The organism is Nocardioides sp. HB32 (assembly GCF_054058995.1).
In genome coordinates this window covers 1,804,215-1,821,376 of record NZ_JBSSBS010000001.1, presented here as the reverse complement: position 1 = coordinate 1,821,376, position 17,162 = coordinate 1,804,215, and the positions used below count along the sequence as shown (strand labels likewise).

Annotated in this window: 19 protein-coding genes and 1 other RNA gene; 10 read left to right on the top strand and 10 right to left on the bottom strand. The window is 71.6% G+C overall.

The genetic code is table 11. The features are described 5' to 3' along the window. The first annotated feature begins 341 nt into the window (after window positions 1-341). The 4 genes from ACVW2K_RS09245 (at window position 342) to ACVW2K_RS09230 (ending at window position 2,472) form a co-directional block, all read left to right on the top strand. The gene (locus tag ACVW2K_RS09245) at window positions 342-542 is read left to right on the top strand and encodes a hypothetical protein (RefSeq protein WP_457202311.1); all 201 of its coding nucleotides are present in this window, start codon (window positions 342-344) and stop codon (window positions 540-542) included. Window positions 543-557: 15 nt separating this feature from the next. After that, window positions 558-995, top strand: coding sequence for a hypothetical protein (locus tag ACVW2K_RS09240; protein WP_457202310.1), 438 nt, complete (start codon window positions 558-560; stop codon window positions 993-995). A 100-nt stretch (window positions 996-1,095) separates the two neighbouring features. Further along, the gene (locus ACVW2K_RS09235; protein ID WP_028638997.1) at window positions 1,096-1,482 is read left to right on the top strand and encodes a nuclear transport factor 2 family protein; all 387 of its coding nucleotides are present in this window, start codon (window positions 1,096-1,098) and stop codon (window positions 1,480-1,482) included. Between the two features lie 69 nt (window positions 1,483-1,551). Further along, complete coding sequence (locus ACVW2K_RS09230) at window positions 1,552-2,472, top strand: SLAC1 family transporter (protein ID WP_028638998.1); 921 nt, start codon at window positions 1,552-1,554, stop codon at window positions 2,470-2,472. Here ACVW2K_RS09230 and ACVW2K_RS09225 read toward each other — a convergent pair. From ACVW2K_RS09225 to ftsE, 9 genes are all read right to left on the bottom strand, one after another. Next, window positions 2,446-2,658, bottom strand: a complete 213-nt coding sequence (locus ACVW2K_RS09225) for a hypothetical protein (RefSeq protein WP_457202309.1) — start codon at window positions 2,656-2,658, stop codon at window positions 2,446-2,448. The two genes, ACVW2K_RS09230 and ACVW2K_RS09225, sit on opposite strands and share 27 nt — an antisense overlap. 1,512 nt (window positions 2,659-4,170) lie before the next feature. After that, window positions 4,171-4,540: a transfer-messenger RNA gene (ssrA, locus tag ACVW2K_RS09220) on the bottom strand. Window positions 4,541-4,662: 122 nt separating this feature from the next. Next, window positions 4,663-4,950, bottom strand: a complete 288-nt coding sequence (locus ACVW2K_RS09215; RefSeq protein WP_457202308.1) for a hypothetical protein — start codon at window positions 4,948-4,950, stop codon at window positions 4,663-4,665. A 54-nt stretch (window positions 4,951-5,004) separates the two neighbouring features. Beyond that, window positions 5,005-6,018, bottom strand: a complete 1,014-nt coding sequence (locus tag ACVW2K_RS09210; protein ID WP_457202307.1) for a hypothetical protein — start codon at window positions 6,016-6,018, stop codon at window positions 5,005-5,007. A 45-nt stretch (window positions 6,019-6,063) separates the two neighbouring features. Beyond that, entirely contained in the window at window positions 6,064-6,942 is an 879-nt protein-coding gene (locus tag ACVW2K_RS09205) for an amidohydrolase family protein (protein WP_457202306.1), read from the bottom strand. Continuing rightward, window positions 6,935-7,414 carry an SsrA-binding protein SmpB gene (gene smpB, locus ACVW2K_RS09200; RefSeq protein ID WP_028639002.1) on the bottom strand — a complete coding sequence of 160 codons (480 nt, stop codon included), beginning with the start codon at window positions 7,412-7,414 and terminating at the stop codon, window positions 6,935-6,937. Before smpB ends, ACVW2K_RS09205 begins: the two co-directional genes overlap by 8 nt. A gap of 60 nt (window positions 7,415-7,474) precedes the next feature. Next, the gene (locus tag ACVW2K_RS09195) at window positions 7,475-8,734 is read right to left on the bottom strand and encodes a peptidoglycan DD-metalloendopeptidase family protein (protein WP_457202305.1); all 1,260 of its coding nucleotides are present in this window, start codon (window positions 8,732-8,734) and stop codon (window positions 7,475-7,477) included. A gap of 53 nt (window positions 8,735-8,787) precedes the next feature. Next, window positions 8,788-9,699, bottom strand: coding sequence for a permease-like cell division protein FtsX (ftsX, locus tag ACVW2K_RS09190; RefSeq protein ID WP_028639004.1), 912 nt, complete (start codon window positions 9,697-9,699; stop codon window positions 8,788-8,790). A 37-nt stretch (window positions 9,700-9,736) separates the two neighbouring features. Next, entirely contained in the window at window positions 9,737-10,426 is a 690-nt protein-coding gene (ftsE, locus tag ACVW2K_RS09185) for a cell division ATP-binding protein FtsE (protein WP_028639005.1), read from the bottom strand. Between the two features lie 61 nt (window positions 10,427-10,487). Here ftsE and ACVW2K_RS09180 point away from each other — a divergent pair, with 61 nt between their 5' ends. The 6 genes from ACVW2K_RS09180 (at window position 10,488) to ACVW2K_RS09155 (ending at window position 16,195) form a co-directional block, all read left to right on the top strand. Then, window positions 10,488-11,075, top strand: a complete 588-nt coding sequence (locus ACVW2K_RS09180; RefSeq protein WP_457202304.1) for a hypothetical protein — start codon at window positions 10,488-10,490, stop codon at window positions 11,073-11,075. Between the two features lie 93 nt (window positions 11,076-11,168). Beyond that, window positions 11,169-12,230 carry an ABC transporter substrate-binding protein gene (locus tag ACVW2K_RS09175; protein ID WP_457202303.1) on the top strand — a complete coding sequence of 354 codons (1,062 nt, stop codon included), beginning with the start codon at window positions 11,169-11,171 and terminating at the stop codon, window positions 12,228-12,230. Beyond that, on the top strand, window positions 12,227-13,072 hold the full coding sequence (locus tag ACVW2K_RS09170; RefSeq protein ID WP_081790647.1) for an ABC transporter permease: 846 nt from the start codon (window positions 12,227-12,229) through the stop codon (window positions 13,070-13,072). The genes ACVW2K_RS09175 and ACVW2K_RS09170 overlap by 4 nt, the downstream gene beginning before the upstream one ends. Further along, window positions 13,048-13,830 carry an ABC transporter ATP-binding protein gene (locus tag ACVW2K_RS09165; protein ID WP_028639009.1) on the top strand — a complete coding sequence of 261 codons (783 nt, stop codon included), beginning with the start codon at window positions 13,048-13,050 and terminating at the stop codon, window positions 13,828-13,830. The genes ACVW2K_RS09170 and ACVW2K_RS09165 overlap by 25 nt, the downstream gene beginning before the upstream one ends. Continuing rightward, the gene (locus tag ACVW2K_RS09160) at window positions 13,827-15,158 is read left to right on the top strand and encodes an LLM class flavin-dependent oxidoreductase (protein ID WP_028639010.1); all 1,332 of its coding nucleotides are present in this window, start codon (window positions 13,827-13,829) and stop codon (window positions 15,156-15,158) included. Before ACVW2K_RS09165 ends, ACVW2K_RS09160 begins: the two co-directional genes overlap by 4 nt. Continuing rightward, window positions 15,155-16,195 (top strand): aldo/keto reductase, encoded by a 1,041-nt coding sequence (locus ACVW2K_RS09155; protein ID WP_028639011.1) that lies wholly within the window; start codon window positions 15,155-15,157, stop codon window positions 16,193-16,195. The genes ACVW2K_RS09160 and ACVW2K_RS09155 overlap by 4 nt, the downstream gene beginning before the upstream one ends. On the opposite strand, the gene ACVW2K_RS09150 is transcribed toward ACVW2K_RS09155, so the two are convergent. Continuing rightward, window positions 16,185-17,096, bottom strand: a complete 912-nt coding sequence (locus ACVW2K_RS09150; RefSeq protein ID WP_036571723.1) for an oxygenase MpaB family protein — start codon at window positions 17,094-17,096, stop codon at window positions 16,185-16,187. The genes ACVW2K_RS09155 and ACVW2K_RS09150 overlap by 11 nt on opposite strands. Window positions 17,097-17,162 lie beyond the last annotated feature (66 nt).

Below are 17,162 nucleotides of genomic sequence, written 5' to 3'. Positions count from 1 at the left end.
CAGCTGCCGGCGAGATGAGACGGGTCGGCACCTCGGTGAGCGCTCCGGGGACGCCCCACCTCGGCCTCGCGGGTGTACGTCGACCGCATGGGCTCCCGACCGACCAGCTCGATGACGCGCGCACCCGGCGCCGGCGGCCCGCCGTGCGGTTCACTGGCTGCCCAGCCGCGGCGTCCTCGGCACGCGCCTCGGGTCGGGTGCCAGTGGGCGGCAGACCCCCCGGGGCCGGGGACCAGTGACTGCTACGGGCGCGAACCCGACACGTGACGGAGGACGGTGGGCACGCCGCAGAGATCGAAGGCGGCGTCCTGGAAGCCAGCACCGACCAGTGGAGGGCCCCCATGCGTTCAGACATCGTGCCGGGAGGGGTTTTCCCCGACTACCTGCTGCCCGACCACACGGCCGCCACCCGCGAGTCCAGGCCGGACTGGGATCTCGCTGCACCCGGGCTGCGCGAGGCATGGAGGACGGGTGACCTGTCTTCCTTTCACGGGTGGGACCGCCGTACGCCGGATGAGATCCGGGTCGCGCTCGGGCGCTGAGGGGAGATGACACGGATGACCATGCAGCTGGACGCGCCGATCGCCGCGGTCTCCGACATCCCGGCGGCGCCACGACAGGCCGGCCCGGCGCTGTTGCTCCTCCTCGCGACCGAGGGCCTGACCGAGGAGTGGAGCCTTCTCGCGGCCGCGACGCTGGTCGTGGGCGAGGTGGTGGCCGGCTCCGAGATCGACGCCTTGGTGTCGGCGGGCGTCGTCAGGAGGCAGCACGGCACGGTCGTGTTGAGCGACGGCGGCACCCTGGCACGCGTTCTCGAGTCAGCTCCCCAGACGGCAGTGCGCGACGCGCACGCGGCCTGGGCTCGCGTGCTCGCCGGCGACCCGGTGAGCCGGGCACGCCACGATGCGCTTGCTCTCATGGTCCCCGGCCCCGCCGCGTCGCACAGTGCCGGCCCGGTCACGCCATCACCGCCTTCCCGGGCGAGCTCGTCGTGAGTTCGCTGATGCGCGCGCAGGTCGTGGCCCTGACCGACTGCGTCGTCCTGGTGACCGGCGCGCGCGCCGAGCCGTCGCGGTCAGCGTAGGAGGTGTCGAGGTGCAGGCGAACAGGACAGCCGTCGAGGAGCACTGGCGCGCATCGGAGCGCTCGGACAGTGCGACAGAGCACGCCATCTATGCGGACGACGCCCTGTTGGAGTACCAGCAGTCGGGTGAGCGGTTCCGGGGGCGAACCAAGATCGCGGCGCAACGGGAGGGCCACCCTGCTGACCGGCACTTCACGGTGCTCCGGATCATCGGCGTGGACGACCTCTGGGTCAGCGAGGTCGTCATCTCGTACGACGGCGTCCCGTCCTTCTCGGTCTCGATCATGGAGTTCCAGGAAGGAAAGGTCGTGCGCGAGACGCAGTACTTCGCCGACCCGTTCGAGGCACCGCCGTCTCGAGCGGCACTGACCGAGCATCCCACCTCCGGGCGGACCTGAGCCTTGGCTGGCGACGAGGACCTCCTGCGCCACGTGGGACGACCCGGGGGCCGGACTGGTGGTGGACCCGTGAGCACCGAGAAGGTCACCCCTCCGCACTTCGGGATCCCGTTCGGATTCGCGGGCCTCGCCGGCGCCTGGCGGCTGCTCGACTGGCGCTGGGCCCAGCCGGTCGCAGACCTGCTTGCCGGCTTCTCCGCAGTGGTGCTGCTGGTCCTGGTGACCCAGTGGCTGTCTCAGCTCTGGCGCCGCGACAGCCACCTGGCGGTCGAGCTGCGGGATCCGGTGCAAGGTCCGTCGGTCCCGGTGTGCGCCATCACCGCGATGCTGCTGTCGGGCCGGCTGGTGGGGCTGCACCTCCTGGTGGGTCGGCCGCTCGTCGTCTGCTTCGCCGCTCTCACGCTCGCCGGTGGGTCGGCGGTCGTCGCCGCGTGGTTGCTCGCGAGGCTGCCCCTGCGCAGCTACCACCCTGGCTTCTACCTGCCGACAGCCGGCGGGTCCCTGCTCGCGGCACAGGCCCTGGGCGCGCTCGGCCACGGCACGACCTCCCGCGTCCTGCTCGGCGTCGGCGTCGCGTGCTGGCTCGTGCTCGGCGTCGTGACGACCGTGCGGCTGGTCGTCGCTCCTCTGCCGGCCGCGCTCCGTCCCGCCCTGGTCATCGAGCTGGCCGCGCCCGCGCTCGCGGCCAACACCTACCTCACGGTCAACGCCCGGTACGACGGATGGGCGGTTGCGCTGACGGTGCTCACCCTGCTGCTGGCGCTCGCGCAAGTGCCCCTGGCGCCCTACTACCGCGCTGCCCCGTTCGGCATCGGCCACTGGTCCGCCGGGTTCAGCTACGCCACCGTGGCCGCCCTCGCGCTGCGTTGGGTCGACCATGAGCAACCGCCCGCCGCGACCGTGTGGAGTGCCCTCACGATCACCTTCGCCACCGGAGTGCTGGCGGCGCTCAGCGTGGCGACGCTAAGGGCGGATCGTCGTGCCCGCTGAACCCGCCACGAGGCCGGCCACATCCTCGAGCGCACCGATCACGGCGCGGTTCCCGGTGGCGCAGACGAACCCGACGCAGGCCGCGACCTTGGCCCGCATCGAGCCGGCCGGGTAGCCGTCCGCGTGCGCATCGGAGACCCGGAGCTCGGGGAGTACCTGCGCAGCCCGTGAGCCGTAGCCGCTCATCACGCCGGCGCCGAGGGCAGACCGAACCCGCGGCTGCTCTCTTCCGGTACTGAGGTGAGGGCCATGGGCGCTCCTCGCAGGTGACTGGGAACCGAGAACGACCACCGACGCAGCCACGTCACGCCTCGCGAGCCGACCAGGGCGTCGACCGCCACCGGAGCTGGACCATCGGTGCCCAGGGACGGCGTTATCGATGCGCGACCGAGTGCGACGGGCTTCGCGTTCACAACTCCCAGCGAAGGACCAGCAGCGCTCGGCTCACACACTGCCTGTCGACTGGTTCGCCACCGGCCCGGCGGAGCTCAGGTCCAGCGGGACAGCGAGCGCGGAGGCGGACCGGGCACGAATCCCGCCCCACAGAGTCAGAGCTCCGAGCAACAAGACCGGCGCCATGGCCGCGTCGGACCACGGGGCTGTGTCGTACGAGGCGTACCCGCCGGTCGCAACCGGCCCGAGCACGAGCAGCACGGGAAGCGGCGTGGAACAGCCGACCACGAACGCGGTCGCTACGCCCCAAGCAGAACGCCGGCCGGGAGCTCGAGCCGCCTCCACGCATGCGCCGAACGTGAGTGCCGCAGGCCACAACAGGACCCACACCAGCCCGGCCGCTGGAGTCAGGGCCGACGAGACCACATCGCCCCGCATCCCAGAGCGGAGCCCTTCAAGCCCGAGCAGCACCAAGCTCGCTGCCGGGGCGACGGCCAAGGCCCACCTGAGAACCCGATGTAGCGACGGCGCAAGTAGCGCCGGGAGCAGCAAGGCGACGCCGGCCAACAGCAATATCCCGATCCCGGACAGTTCCGCGGCACGCCCGACCGGAGACCACGGGTCGCCCGGCACGAGGAAGTCGTACCTGTGGTCTTGCAGCGGGAGGCACCCGCCGTCGTCGAACTGCCCCCACCTGCATTCGGGCCACCAGCGCTGCCAGGCTGCCGCATAGGCGAAAGCGGCAGCAGCGGCGAGCAGTACGGACGCCGCCGCCCGAGTCGCTCTGTCCGCCATGGTCCGAGGGGAGCACGGCCAAGCGAGTCCGGGCATCCCCACATTGGCGGAGATACCGGGCACACATAACGCGCCGCCCGCCGCGCCTGTCCTCCTCCGACGACGGTGTCGGTGTCCTCGCCACGGCGACCGTCCGTTGGACCGGCTGGCCCGGTCGATCCGACCGCATCTCCCGTCACCGCGGAGGCGGCTTCCAAGCCGGGCTACGAGGGAGACGCGGCGGCATCGACTCGATTGAGGACTTCGGCCGCCGCGACCGTCAGCGGCATGCGCTCCTGCTCAACGCGGTGGAGCTCGTCCCGATCTCAATCGCTGCCCGCGAGGACCTCCGCCAGGCCTTGTCGGGTGTGCAGCCACTTCGCGTGCGTGCCCGTGGAGGCGCCTGTCGGAATCGAACCGATGGTCTTCTCTCACGAGGGAATGGCGCAGCGAACCGGAGCCGAGGCCCGAAGGCCTCGGCTCCGATTTCGCGAAGGAGTGCAGCCTTTTCGCTGAAACCCCTCTGTCTGTTGGTGGAGCTGCGGGGAATCGAACCCCGGTCCTCGAGCGTCGAACCAGGTCTTCTCCGGGTGCAGTCCGCGATGTCGTTTTCTCAGCCCCGGGACTCGCACGGACACGTCCCCGACAGGCTCAGTCACGGAATAGTCCCGCTCACCCTCCGCGACACGGAGTGAGCAGCAAGTCTCCTAGATGACGCCAGGGTCCGGGACGGAGACGGATGCCCGGTCTGACGCTTCGATCACCGCTCAGGCGGCGAGAGCGAAGGAACTGCGCTTAGCGTTGGCAGTTATTGGTTTCCAGCGATCGTTTACGAGATGACGCTGGCTCCTCGACCCGCTTCCCCTGGAACTAACGTCCCAAGTCGAAACCGATCAGCCCCTCTTGAGTTGTGTCACCAGTCTACTGGTCACAACAGGCGGCCGGCACCAGGGATTCCCACCGAGGCCGGCGCCGGCTCGACGACCCCCGCCACGCCCGGCCGCGATCCGTGGTCCCCGGAGCTCATCTGCGCCAGGTGAGGTTGCCGTCGAGGAACGTGTGCACGAAGCCACAGGACTGGCAGATGGCTCCGTCGCCGGAGCGGTTGGCCCAGTCCAGGTCCATGAAGCTCATCCCGGTGGTGTTCATCTTCACCTCGCGGCGGGCGAACCGGACCCCGCCGCAGACCAGGCAGGAGAGCACCTTCCCGTTCCCCAGGACCACGTCTCCGTCGGGCTCGGCCGCACCGCCCCCACCCAGTCCTTCGAGCAGGGCCGGGTCGTTCCTCAGCTGGTCGTACTCCCTCGTCATGACGGGAGGTCTACCCCGTTCCGGGCCTCCTCGAACGGAGGCAGGTCCCCGGCGCTACGCGGCCGCCCCGAGGCGCACCAGGACGACCGGCTGGCCGGCCTCGGCGGGCGTGTCCGGCCAGCGCCGCAGGTACGCCGCGAGCACCGCGTCGTACTCCGGATCGTCGGGACCGAGGCACCGGGCGGACGCCGGCGCCCAGACGCCCTCGCGGAGCACCTCGACCGGGGTCGGCGCAGGGTTGAGGTTGCGCCACCAGGTCTTGTGCGCGGGTCGTCCCGGCACCACGGCGAGTCCGCCCGGCGCCACGGCGTACTGGACCGGGAGGCGGTACCGGCGTCCCGAGACGCGGCCGCGCACCTCGAGGCCGAGCAGGGCCCGCTGCAACCCCGTCGGTCGGTGCGAGACCAGCAACGCCAGCACCACCCGGCTCGCCGCCGACACTCCCGAGAGGGTCGGCAGGAACAGCCCGGACACGAGTCCGAGCGCAGCGCCGGCGGCCGCGCCGGTGACCGCGCCCACGGGGAGCACGGCTCCGGCCGGCCAGCCGGTGTCGGGAAGAGTGGCCCCGCCGAAGATCAGGATCATCGCTACGGGCCAGGCCGCGGCGTTCGCCGCCACCCACCGGGTGGGGTGCCGCACGGCGCCCCGCAGGGCGTACGCCTGGACGGCACCGAGCACGGAGCCCAGCACCAGGCCCAGGGCGAGCGCCCCGACGACGACCAGCAGCACGGGGGGCTGCTCGGCGTCGCCTCCTCCACCGAGGGTGGACGGCGCAGTGGCCGCGGCCCAGCCCAACCCGGCGACGACCACGGTCGCCACCAGGTAGCGCACTCGGGACAGCGCCGGCGCGACACGGGCGAGGACCGTGGCCTGGGCCAGACCCAGTGCCGTCCCCTCGACGAGTCCTCCGGCAACAACGACACCCAACGCCACAGGACCGCTCACCCCGTCGGCCAGCGTCGCCGCCCCTGCCGCAGCCGTCATCCCCACCATCTCGGCCGCCGTGCAGGCGGCGATCCAGAGGCGGTACGGCGTGGCCCGGTCGGAGCGGACGTCGGTCTCGAGCACGGCTCCAGTCCACTCCGGAGCGCCGTCACCCGGCAGGGCCGAAGGTCACCTCGGACCGGGGCCGAACAGCGCGGCGCCGTTCTCCCAGCAGACCCGGCGCAGCCAGTCGTCGCCGAGGTCGAGCCGGGCGAGCCCCTCGAGCTGGTGCGCGTAGGGGTACGGGATGGTCGGGAAGTCGCTGCCCAGCAGTACCCGGTGACCCAGGTCGCGCAGCCGCGGCACGAGCTGCGACGGGTAGGCCGGGAAGAAGGCGGTGAACACCATCGTGGTGTCGAGGTGGACCCGCTCGTGGCGGGCGGCCAGGTCGAGGAACTCCTCGCACTCCGGCGCGCCCATGTGGGCGACCAGCAGCGTGAGCCGCGGGAAGCGCCGCAGCAACCGCTCAGTCGAGCCCGGCCCGGTGAAGTCGTTGCCGACCGGGCCCGACCCGGCGTGCACCACCACCGGGGTCCCGGCGTCCTCGAGCGTGCCCCACACGCCGTCGAGGAGCGGATCGTCGAGGTGGAACTCCCCCACCTGCAGGTGCACCTTGAACACCTCCACGCCGGCGCGGACCAGCTCCTCGACGTACGCCGCCGCCGACTCCTCGGGGTAGAACGTCGCCGACCACAGGGACTCCGGCACGTCGCGGGCGAAGCCTGCAGCCCACTCGTTGAGGTACGCCGCGACGCCGGGCTTGTGCGCGTACGGCAGGGTCGGGAACCGGCGTACCCCCATCGCGCGCAGGATCTCCACGCGCTCCGCGTGGTCCTGGCGGTACCGGATCGGCCACTCCCGCCCGATCTTGGGGCCGGCGGCGTCGAACTGGGCGTACACCGCGCGCTGGATGTTCGGGGGCAGGAAGTGCACGTGCGCGTCGAACAGGCCGGGCAGGCCCAGGGCCTCCCAGAACGCCCGCACGGCGGGGACGTCGGGATCAGTCACCCATGCCCTTGAGCCGGCGGCCCACGGCCTGCTGGGTCTCCCGGTCGGCCTGTCGCTCGGCCAGGGCGTGCCGCTTGTCCCACGACTTCTTGCCCTTGGCGAGCGCGATCTCGACCTTGGCCCGGCCGTCCTTGAAGTACAGCGCGAGCGGGACGACCGTCAGGCCCTTCTCGTTGACGCGCCGTTCGATCTTGTCGATCTCCTCGCGGTTGAGCAGCAGCTTGCGCTTGCGCCGGGCCGAGTGGTTGGTCCAGGTGCCCTGGGTGTACTCCGGGATGTGCACGCCGTGCAGCCAGGCCTCGTGGCCGTCGATGTCGACGAACCCGTCCACCAGGGACGCGCGGCCCTGGCGCAGCGACTTCACCTCGGTGCCCTGGAGGACCAGGCCGGCCTCGTAGGTGTCCTCGATGTGGTACTCGTGCCGCGCCTTCTTGTTCTGCGCGATGAGCTTGCGCCCCTGCTCCCTGGCCATCCCACCATTCTCTCAGCGACGCGCAACCTCGTTGAATCGGGACTTCCGGTCACTCGACGGTCAGGGGAGCCAGTTCATGGGGTCGACGGCGGTGCCGTTCACGAGGATGGTGAAGTGCAGGTGGCAGCCGGTGGACCAGCCGGTCGAGCCGACGTACCCGACGACCTCGCCCTGACCGACGTGGGCGCCGACGCCGACGCGGTACGACGTCGCGTGGTTGTAGACGGCCGTGACGTTCTTGCCGTTGATCTGGCCGAGGCTCAGGTAGAGCCGGTTGCCGTAGACGTCCGACCAGTAGCGCGCGATCACGGTGCCGCCGGCGACCGCGCGCATCGGCTCGCCGCAGGAGACGCCGAAGTCGGTGCCGTCGTGCAGGCCCCAGTAGTGGTAGATCGGGTGGATCCGGTAGCCGAACGGCGAGGTGATGGCACCCGGGACGGGCCGGATGAACAGCCCGTTGGTCGGGCCGGTGTAGCCGCCCCTGGAGCGGCGCGCGGCGGCCAGGATCAGCTGCCTGACGTGGTTCTCGCGGCGCTTGGCCTCCTGCAGGTCCTGGAGGTCGGCCCGCCGGGCGGTGACCGCGGCGGCTCGGGCGTCCCGGCGGGACACGACCAGTCCCACGACCTTGTTCTTCGCGTCGCGGGCCTCCTGCTGGAGCCGCTCCATGGTGACCAGGTGGTCCGCGGCGGCCTGGCGCTGCACCTCGACGTCGTCGCGGGCGGCCTGGACCTGGTTCTCCCGCACCTGGAGGAGCACCTCGGCGGCGTGCAGGTCGTCGTACGCCACCGACTCACGACCCACGATGGCGTCGTTGAGCGCCTCCTGGCGGGTCAGGTCGGTGGTCGACTGCGACCTCAGCAGGCTCATGAACGCGAGCAGCTGCGGATCGCCCTGCTCGTAGATGTCGGTGACCGTGTCGGTCAGCTTCGCGCGCTGGTCGGTGAGCGCGGCCTGCCCGGCCGCGAGGTCGCCCTCGGCCTGGGCCAGCTTCGCCTCGGCGGCGTCCAGCCGGTCCTGCATCTCCTGGTCGCGGAGCTCGGCGGCCTGCAGGCGGGTGCTGGCGGAGCGGTACTCCGCCCGGGCCGCGGACAGCTCGCGCACCGCCTTGTCCACGGCGGCCTGCGCCGTCCGCAGCCGGCTGCTGGACTCGTCGAGGTCCTGCTGCGCGTGCTTGACCTGGCTCTGCGCCTGCTGCTGCCGGTGCTTGAGGTCCTTCGGGTCGGCGTGCGCGAGCGGTACGGCGAGCGCACCCGCCGCCAGCGAGCAGGCCACGGTGGCCGCCGCAAGGCGAGGGCGTGCGGTACGGGGGAAGAGACGCACCGGTCTGCCTTCGTGTTCGGGGAAGTGAACGCGTCGACGGTAACGCGTGCGGGTCAGACTTTGAGGTATTTGCGCGTCAGCACGAGTGTCGGGAGCAGGGTCAGCACCGGGCCCAGGATCGCCACCACGATCGCGGCGACCCAGAACTCGTCCAGGCCGATCCAGGGGATGAAGCCGACCAGGTCCTCCAGGCGGCCGCGCACGCCGAACCACATGAACGCCGCCAGCGCCCCGACGGCGACCACCACGGAGATCGCCGCGGTCACCAGCGCCTCCATCAGGAACGGCAGCGTGATGTAGAGCGACGAGGCGCCCACCAGGCGCATGATGCCGATCTCCCGGCGCCGCGCGAACGCCGCCAGCCGGATGGTGTTGGCCACCAGGAGCAGCGCCGCGACGACCAGGAAGCCCGCGATGAGCAGCGCGCCCTTCTGCATCACGTCGAGCCCCTGGAGGACGGGCCCGACGACCTGGCGCTGGTCGCGGACGTTGCTGACGCCGTCCAGCCCGACGATCGCGCTCTCGATGCCTTGGTACTGGTCCGGATCCTTGAGCGTGATCCAGACCGACTCCGGCATGTCCTCGGCCGTGGCGGCCGGGTTCGGGCCCTCGAACCTGTCCGCGCCGAGGAGGTCCTTGATCTTCGCGAAGGCCTCCTCCTTGCTCTCGAAGCGGTAGCTGTCGACCTCGGGGCTCTCGTCGACGACCTTGGCGATCCGCTCCTTCTGCGCGTCGGTGACCTCGCTGGTGCACGCGGGGTTGTCGTCCCGTGCCTTGCAGAGGAAGGCGGTGATCTGGAGCTCGGAGCCCCATTGCTCAGCGGCCTTGTCGGCCTGGGTGTTCAGCAGGACGCCGAGGCCGACGAGGGTCAGCGACACGAACAGCGTGAGGATCACCGCGAGGTGCATCGACAGGTTGCGGCGCAGGCCCTGGCCGAGCTCGGAGAAGACGTAGCGAAGCTGCATGAGAGGTGAGAGTCCTTGGTGTCGGCTGCGTCGCGGATCAGTGCTGGAAGCCGTAGATGCCCTGGGCCTGGTCGCGCACGACCCGGCCGTCGTCGAGCTCGATCACGCGCTTGCGCATCTGGTCGACGATCCCGGCGTCGTGGGTGGCCATCAGGACGGTGGTGCCGGTCCGGTTGATCCGGTCCAGCAGCTTCATGATCCCGACCGACGTGGTCGGGTCCAGGTTGCCGGTCGGCTCGTCGGCGATCAGGATCATCGGCCGGTTCACGAACGCCCGGGCGATCGCGACGCGCTGCTGCTCGCCACCGGACAGCTCGTCGGGCATCCGGTCGCCCTTGCCGTCGAGGCCGACCAGCTCGAGGGTCTCCGGCACGACCTCGGTGATCTCCGACCGGGACCGGCCGATCACCTGGAGCGCGAAGGCGACGTTCTCGCTGACGGTCTTGTTCGGCAGCAGCCGGAAGTCCTGGAACACCGTGCCGATCTGGCGGCGCAGCCGGGGCACCTTCCAGCTCGCGAGCCGGTTGATCTCCTTGCCGGCGACGTAGACGCGGCCGGTCGTGGGGCGGTACTCGCGCAGCACCAGCCGGAGGAACGTCGACTTGCCGGACCCCGACGAGCCGACGAGGAAGACGAACTCGCCCTTCTCGATGTCGACCGTCACCTGGTCCAGCGCGTTGTGCGCCTGGCCGGGGTAGGTCTTGACGACCTTCTCGAAGCGGATCACGGGAGTCGAGCGTAGACGAGGCACCTGAGAGATCCGGCAGGGCAGCCCCTAGGTTGGGGGCATGTCCCGCGCCGTCGTCGCCGTCGTCGCCGTCGCGCTCGCGCTCAGCGCGTGCTCCGGGGGTGGCTCCGAGCCCGCCGCGCGGCCGTCGACGGTGGCGCCGACCCCGCTCTCGGAGCTCGCGACCGGCACGTTGACCGCCGCCCGCGCCGACTTCTGCTCGCAGGTCGCCCCGACCGCCGTCGAGGACGCGCTCGGCACCGAGCCGGACGCGACCGACGCCTGGGCGAACGGCGACCGCGCGCAGCTCGCCGAGGGCGTGACCGACGTCGCCCACGAGTACGGCTGCCGCTGGCGCTCGTCCGACGGTACGACGGCGCAGGGCTGGGTCTTCGCGCCGCCGGTGACGCCGGGCCAGGCCGAGCGGCTCCGGCACGCGGCGATCGCGGCGGACGGCTGCCGGGCCGTCCCGGACGCGCCGCCGTTCGGCAGCCGGTCGGTCGCGGTGCGCTGCGACGACGGCACCACGTCGTACCACGGGCTGTTCGGCGACGCCTGGCTCTCCTGCTCGCTGACCGCGTCGGGATCCGACGCCCTGGACCGCACCGGGCGCTGGTGCGTCACGGTCGCGCAGGCGGCGACTGCCTGAGATTCGTCTCACGATCCGCGCGGCGGGCTCGTCGGCCTCCACCTTTTGTGTATTAATTGGGTCGACTTAATCGCCTAATCGGAAGGCACACCCATGCAGCACTCCGCTCATCCCCCTCGACGGGGGCCCTTCACGGTCATCACCGCCGTCCTCGTCGCCCTGGCCGCGGCGTTCGCCCTCGCCGCCTGCAGCTCCGAGGAGAAGGGCCCGCACCTGGCGCTGACCGCGGCCGTGCCCGACCAGGTGCCCGACGGCACGGTGCTGCGGATCGGTGATCCCGCCACGCAGGTCGCGCTCGAGCAGTCCGGCCTGATCGACGACCTCGACGTCGACGTCGAATGGGCCAACATCAGCGGCGGCCCGAAGACGCTCGAGGCGTTCCGCGCGAACGCGCTCGACGCGGGCGCCGTCGCCGACATCCCGCCGCTGTTCGCGCAGTGGACCGGCACCGACGTCAAGATCATCGCCGCCCGCGAGACCGTCGACCCGCTCGACCACCCGACGTACGAGCTCGGCGTGGCGCCCGGGGTCTCGGTGAAGGACCTCTCGGACCTGGCCGGCAAGAAGATCGCCTACAGCCCGGGCCAGGCCCAGGGGGCGCTGGTGCTCCGCACACTGGAGAAGGCCGGGCTCGACGAGAGCGACGTCGACCTGGTGGAGATGACCAGCGTCGACGACTCCTTCGTCAACGCCCTCGCGTCCGGGCAGGTCGACGTCGCCCCGCTCGGCCAGGCGCTGGTCAAGACCTACCTCGCCAAGTACCAGCGTGACGGCGCGACGACCATCCCCACCGGGATCCGCGACGACGCCTGGACGCTCTACACGCCCACCTCGGTGCTCGAGGACGCCAACAAGGCCGCGGCGCTGAAGAAGTACGTCGCGATCTGGGCCGAGGCGCAGGACTGGATCAACGAGCACCCCGACGAGTTCGCACAGGCCTACTACGTCGACCACGAGGGCCTCTCCCCCGATGACGCGAAATACGTCGTGGACGCCCTCGGCAAGTTCAAGGTCCCGACCAGCTGGGACGGCTTCATCCAGCGCGAGAAGCAGACCGCGGAGCTGCTGGCCGAGAAGCAGGACCACGACCCGCTCGACGTGCCGGCGCTCTTCGACCGGCGCTACGAGAAGGCGATCGCGGAGGCGCTGTCGTGACCACCGTCCAGGAACGCGCCACGGTGGCGCCCCGGCGCGGGGACCGGGTCGACGAGCGCGTCGTACGCCGTCGGCTCGGCCCCGGGAAGCGGATCCCCTTCGGCTTCTGGATCGGGCCGGTCCTGCTGGTCGGGCTCTGGGCGCTCGCCTCCGCGACCGGCGCCCTCGACCCCCGCACGATGTCGGAGCCGTGGACGGTCGTGTCGACCGCCCGCGACCTGATCGAGAGCGGCCGCCTCCAGGAGAACCTGGTGACGTCCGCGGTCCGGGCCGGCCTCGGCCTCGCCCTCGGCGTGGCCGCCGGGACCGCCCTCGCGGTGGTCTCCGGACTGTCCCGGGTCGGCGAGTCCGTGGTGGACGGACCGGTGCAGATCAAGCGGTCGATCCCGAGCCTGGCACTGATCCCCCTGCTGATCCTGTGGCTCGGGATCGGCGAGGAGATGAAGGTGATCACGATCGCCCTCGGCGTCGCCGTGCCGATCTACATCCACACCCACAACGGGCTGCGCACCATCGAGCACAAGTACGGCGAGCTGGCGGAGACGATCGGCATCGGGCGGACCGCGTTCGTCCGGGCCGTCGTGCTCCCCGGCGCGATGCCCGGCTTCCTGCTGGGACTCCGGTTCGCGGTCAACGCGGCCCTGCTGTCGCTGGTCGTGGTGGAGCAGCTCAACGCCACGAGCGGGATCGGCCACATGATCACGCTCGCGTCGAACTACGGGCAGACCGACGTCATCGTCGTCGGCCTGGTCGTGTACGCCGCCCTCGGCCTGCTGGCCGACGGAGCGGTCCGGATCATCGAGAGGAAGGCACTGACATGGCGACGCACGCTGGAGGGCTGAGCACCGGAACCAGTGCGGTCCGGGTCCGGGACCTGCACCGCAGCTTCAACAAGGCGGGGGGCGTGCTCAACGGCCTCGACCTGGACATCGCCCGCGGCGAGTTCGTCGCGCTGATCGGGCGCAGCGGCAGCGGCAAGAGCACGCTGCTCCGCGCCATGGCCGGCCTGGACCGCGACGTCGCCGGCCACGGGTCGGTGCGGGTGCCCCGGCAGGTGTCGGTGGTCTTCCAGGACAGCCGGCTGCTGCCCTGGCGGCGGGTGCTCGAGAACGTCACCTTCGGGATGCGCGGCCGGGCCGCGGCCGAGAAGGGCCGCCAGGCGCTGGCCGAGGTCGGCCTCGAGGGCCGCGAGCGAGCCTGGCCGCACGAGCTCTCGGGCGGCGAGCAGCAACGCGCGGCGCTCGCCCGGTCGCTGGTGCGCGAGCCGGAGCTGCTGCTGGCCGACGAGCCGTTCGGTGCCCTGGACGCGCTGACCCGGATCCGGATGCACGTGCTGCTCCGGCGGCTCTGCGAGGCCCACCGGCCCGCCGTCCTGCTGGTCACCCACGACGTCGACGAGGCGATCGTGCTGGCCGACCGGGTGATCGTCCTCGACGACGGCGTGGTCCGGTCCGACATCCGGATCGACCTGACCGGCCGCCGGTCGCAGGCGGACCCGAGGTTCGCCGCGCTCCGCACCCGGCTCCTGGCCGAGCTCGGTGTCGAGGACGACCACGACACATCCCTCGCCGAGACCTACGGGAAGAAGGCAGCCTCGTGACCCTCCACCTCAACCTCTTCATCTATCCCGGCGGCCACCACGAGGCCGCCTGGCGCTACGCCGGCTCGGAGCCCGAGCGCGTCATGCACCTCTCCTACTACGCCGAGCTGGCGCAGCGGGCCGAGGCCGCGAAGTTCGACGCGATCTTCTTCGCCGACGGCCCCTCGCTGATGGAGAACGTCCAGTACGCCGCCCGGGTCAAGCCCGAGCCGCTCACGCTCCTGTCGGCGATCGGCGCGGTGACCGAGCGGATCGGCCTGATCGGCACCGCCTCCACGACGTACTCCCAGCCCTACAACCTGGCCCGGCAGTGGGCCTCCGTCGACCACCTCTCCGGTGGCCGGGCGGGCTGGAACATCGTCACCACGGGTGCGCCGAACGCGGCGCAGAACTTCGGGCTCGCCGAGCACCCGGTGCACGCCGAGCGGTACGCCCGCGCGGACGAGTACCTCGACGTCGTCACCAAGCTGTTCGACAGCTGGGAGGACGAGGCGCTGGTCGCGGACCCCGCGAGCGGCCTGTACGCCGACCCGGACCGCGTGCACCGGGTCGACCACACCGGCCGGTTCTTCTCGGTCGCCGGACCGCTCAACCTGCCCCGGTCGCCCCAGGGGCGGCCGGTGTACGTGCAGGCGGGGTCGTCCGACGACGGCCGCGGCTTCGCGGCCCGGTGGGCCGAGGCGATCTTCACCGCGCACCAGACCCTCGGCAGCGCGCAGGAGTTCTACGCCGACATCAAGGACCGGGCGGCGCGCCTGGGCCGCGACCCGGGCGGCGTGAAGGTGCTCCCGGGGATCAGCCCGATCCTCGGCTCCAGCCAGCGGGAGGCCGACGAGCTCGAGGAGCGGCTCAACGAGCTGACGCAGCCGGCGTACGGCCTCGGGCAGCTGCACCGGCTGACCGGAGTCGACCTGTCGTCCTACGACCTCGACGCGCCGTTCCCGCGCGAGGTGCTGGACACCGGCGGCGAGCGCAGCGAGGCCAGCCGGTTCCAGCTAGTCGTCGACATCATCCAGCGGGAGAAGCCCACGCTCCGCCAGGTCCTGCACCGGCTGGCCGGCGCGCGCGGCCACCGGGTCGTCGCCGGCACGCCGGAGCTGGTCGCCGACCAGATCCAGCTGTGGCACGAGTCCGGGGCGGCGGACGGCTTCAACGTGATGCCGCCGTACCTCCCGGGCGGGTTCGACGACTTCGTCGACCACGTCGTCCCGATCCTGCGGCAGCGCGGCCTGTTCCGCACCGAGTACGCCGGCACCACGCTGCGCGAGCACTACGGGCTCGACCGCCCCGCCAGCCAGTACACCCACCCCCTCGAGGAGACCGCATGAGCCAGTACCGCCTGCTCGGCACCACCGGCGTCCACGTCAGCCCGCTGACGCTCGGCGCGATGATGTTCGGCGCCTGGGGCAACCCGGACCACGACGACAGCATCCGGATCATCCGGCGCGCGCTCGACGCCGGCATCAACGTCATCGACACCGCGGACGTCTACGCGCGCGGCGAGTCGGAGGAGATCGTCGGCGCCGCGATCAAGGGACGCCGCGACGAGGTCGTGCTCGCGACCAAGTTCCACGGCGCGATGTCCGACGACGACCCGAACCAGGGCGGCAGCTCACGCCGCTGGATCATCCGCGAGGTCGAGCACTCGCTGCGACGCCTCGGCACCGACCACATCGACCTGTACCAGGTGCACCGGCCGCACCCCGAGATCGACATCGACGACACCCTGTCGGCACTGTCGGACCTCGTGCACGCCGGCAAGATCCGGTACGTCGGCACCTCGACCTTCCTGCCCTCGCAGCTCGTCGAGGCCCAGTGGGTCGCCGAGCGGCGCAACCGGGAGCGCCCGGTGACCGAGCAGCCGCCGTACTCGATCCTCGCCCGCGAGGTGGAGCGCGACGTGCTGCCGACCGCCCAGAAGCACGGCATCGGCATCCTGCCGTGGAGCCCGCTCGCGGGCGGCTGGCTGTCGGGGCGCTACCGCCGCGGCGAGGAGCACGTCACGTCCTCGCGCCAGCAGCGGCAGCCCGCGCGGCACGACCCGTCGCTGCCGGAGAACCGCGCCAAGCTCGAGGCGGTGCATGCGCTCCAGGACCTCGCCGACGAGGCCGGGCTGTCGCTGATCCACCTCGCGCTGGCGTTCGTGCTCGAGCACCCGGCAGTGTCGTCGGCGATCATCGGCCCGCGCACGATGGAGCAGCTCGAGTCCCAGCTCGGCGTCGAGAAGGTCTCGCTGTCGCAGGACGTCCTGGACCGCATCGACGAGATCGTCGCGCCGGGGACGACGATCAACGAGGCGGACCGCGGCTACGCGCCTCCCGCGCTCACCGACGCCCGGCTGCGGCGCGGCGGCTTCAGCCGCTGACCTGCTCCGTCGGTGCGGCCCCTGGCTCGTGCCGGACCGGGCAGCCGGCCCGGCCCGGCACGGGCCACGTGCCGAGCTTCTCGATGTCGTAGCCGTCGGGGTAGCTGCGGATCTGCGGCAGGTCCTCGACCAGCTTCGGCTCCCGGCGCGCCGGGAACGCCCGGAGCAGCAGGCCGCGGGCCCGCAGCGCTCCGCGCGAGACCGCGACGACCGGCCGCGGCGGCGTCCGGTAGCCGAACGCCGCGCGCAGCGGCGGGTCCATGAGCGACCGGCTGAACACGCCCATCACCGGGCGCGCGATCCGCGGCTGGAAGCCGACCATCAGCGCGAGCGTCGCGTCGGCGACCCGGCGGCCGCCCGCGTCGTACGCGAAGTGCTCGGCCTCGTAGGAGTCCATGAGCTGCTCGAACCCGGCGTACGTCTCGGGGATGTCCTTGATGCCCATGTGCCGGCCCAGGACGCGGTAGTACTGCACGCTCGCCTCGACCTCGTTCGGCGTCAGCGGCCGCTTGCCGTAGTCGTCGAGCCAGCGCTTCGGCACGACGACGAACGTGCTCAGCACGTAGCGGAGCTCGTGGTTCGGGATGTCGTAGGCGCGGTGCATCGCGTTGATCCGACGGATGGCGGCCTTCGCGTCCGGGTCCTCGAACCCCAGCCGGGTCGGCGGCTCGAGCAGCAGCGCGGTGTCGTCGTACCGCTTCTGCGTGCGCGCGGTGAACTCGCCGGTCCGGTCGAGCAACCCGCCGATGCCGGGCACGGCGTAGGTGCGGAACAGCGCGAAGCCGAGCGCCTGGTTCATGTCCCACGGGAACTCGTGGCCGACGACCTTCGCGTAGATCTCGACGAAGTCGCGCTGCGGGTCGAGCCGGTCGTTGTACCGCTTCCAGTGGTCGCGCCTCATCCCCGCAACCTACCCGGGGAACGGGTCGTCCGCCTGAGGGCGGCGTATAGGGGTGCGAGAAGCGGA

Excerpts from the sequence above, each read along its gene's own strand:
- ACVW2K_RS09215 (WP_457202308.1), bottom strand. The coding sequence starts at position 4,950 with ATGACGAGGGAGTACGACCAGCTGAGGAACGACCCGGCCCTGCTCGAA.
- ACVW2K_RS09150 (WP_036571723.1), bottom strand. The coding sequence starts at position 17,096 with ATGAGGCGCGACCACTGGAAGCGGTACAACGACCGGCTCGACCCGCAG.
- smpB (WP_028639002.1), bottom strand. The coding sequence starts at position 7,414 with ATGGCCAGGGAGCAGGGGCGCAAGCTCATCGCGCAGAACAAGAAGGCG.
- ACVW2K_RS09245 (WP_457202311.1), top strand. The coding sequence starts at position 342 with ATGCGTTCAGACATCGTGCCGGGAGGGGTTTTCCCCGACTACCTGCTG.
- ACVW2K_RS09155 (WP_028639011.1), top strand. The coding sequence starts at position 15,155 with ATGAGCCAGTACCGCCTGCTCGGCACCACCGGCGTCCACGTCAGCCCG.
- ftsX (WP_028639004.1), bottom strand. The coding sequence starts at position 9,699 with ATGCAGCTTCGCTACGTCTTCTCCGAGCTCGGCCAGGGCCTGCGCCGC.
- ACVW2K_RS09240 (WP_457202310.1), top strand. The coding sequence starts at position 558 with ATGACCATGCAGCTGGACGCGCCGATCGCCGCGGTCTCCGACATCCCG.
- ACVW2K_RS09225 (WP_457202309.1), bottom strand. The coding sequence starts at position 2,658 with ATGAGCGGCTACGGCTCACGGGCTGCGCAGGTACTCCCCGAGCTCCGG.
- ACVW2K_RS09165 (WP_028639009.1), top strand. The coding sequence starts at position 13,048 with ATGGCGACGCACGCTGGAGGGCTGAGCACCGGAACCAGTGCGGTCCGG.
- ACVW2K_RS09180 (WP_457202304.1), top strand. The coding sequence starts at position 10,488 with ATGTCCCGCGCCGTCGTCGCCGTCGTCGCCGTCGCGCTCGCGCTCAGC.
- ACVW2K_RS09175 (WP_457202303.1), top strand. The coding sequence starts at position 11,169 with ATGCAGCACTCCGCTCATCCCCCTCGACGGGGGCCCTTCACGGTCATC.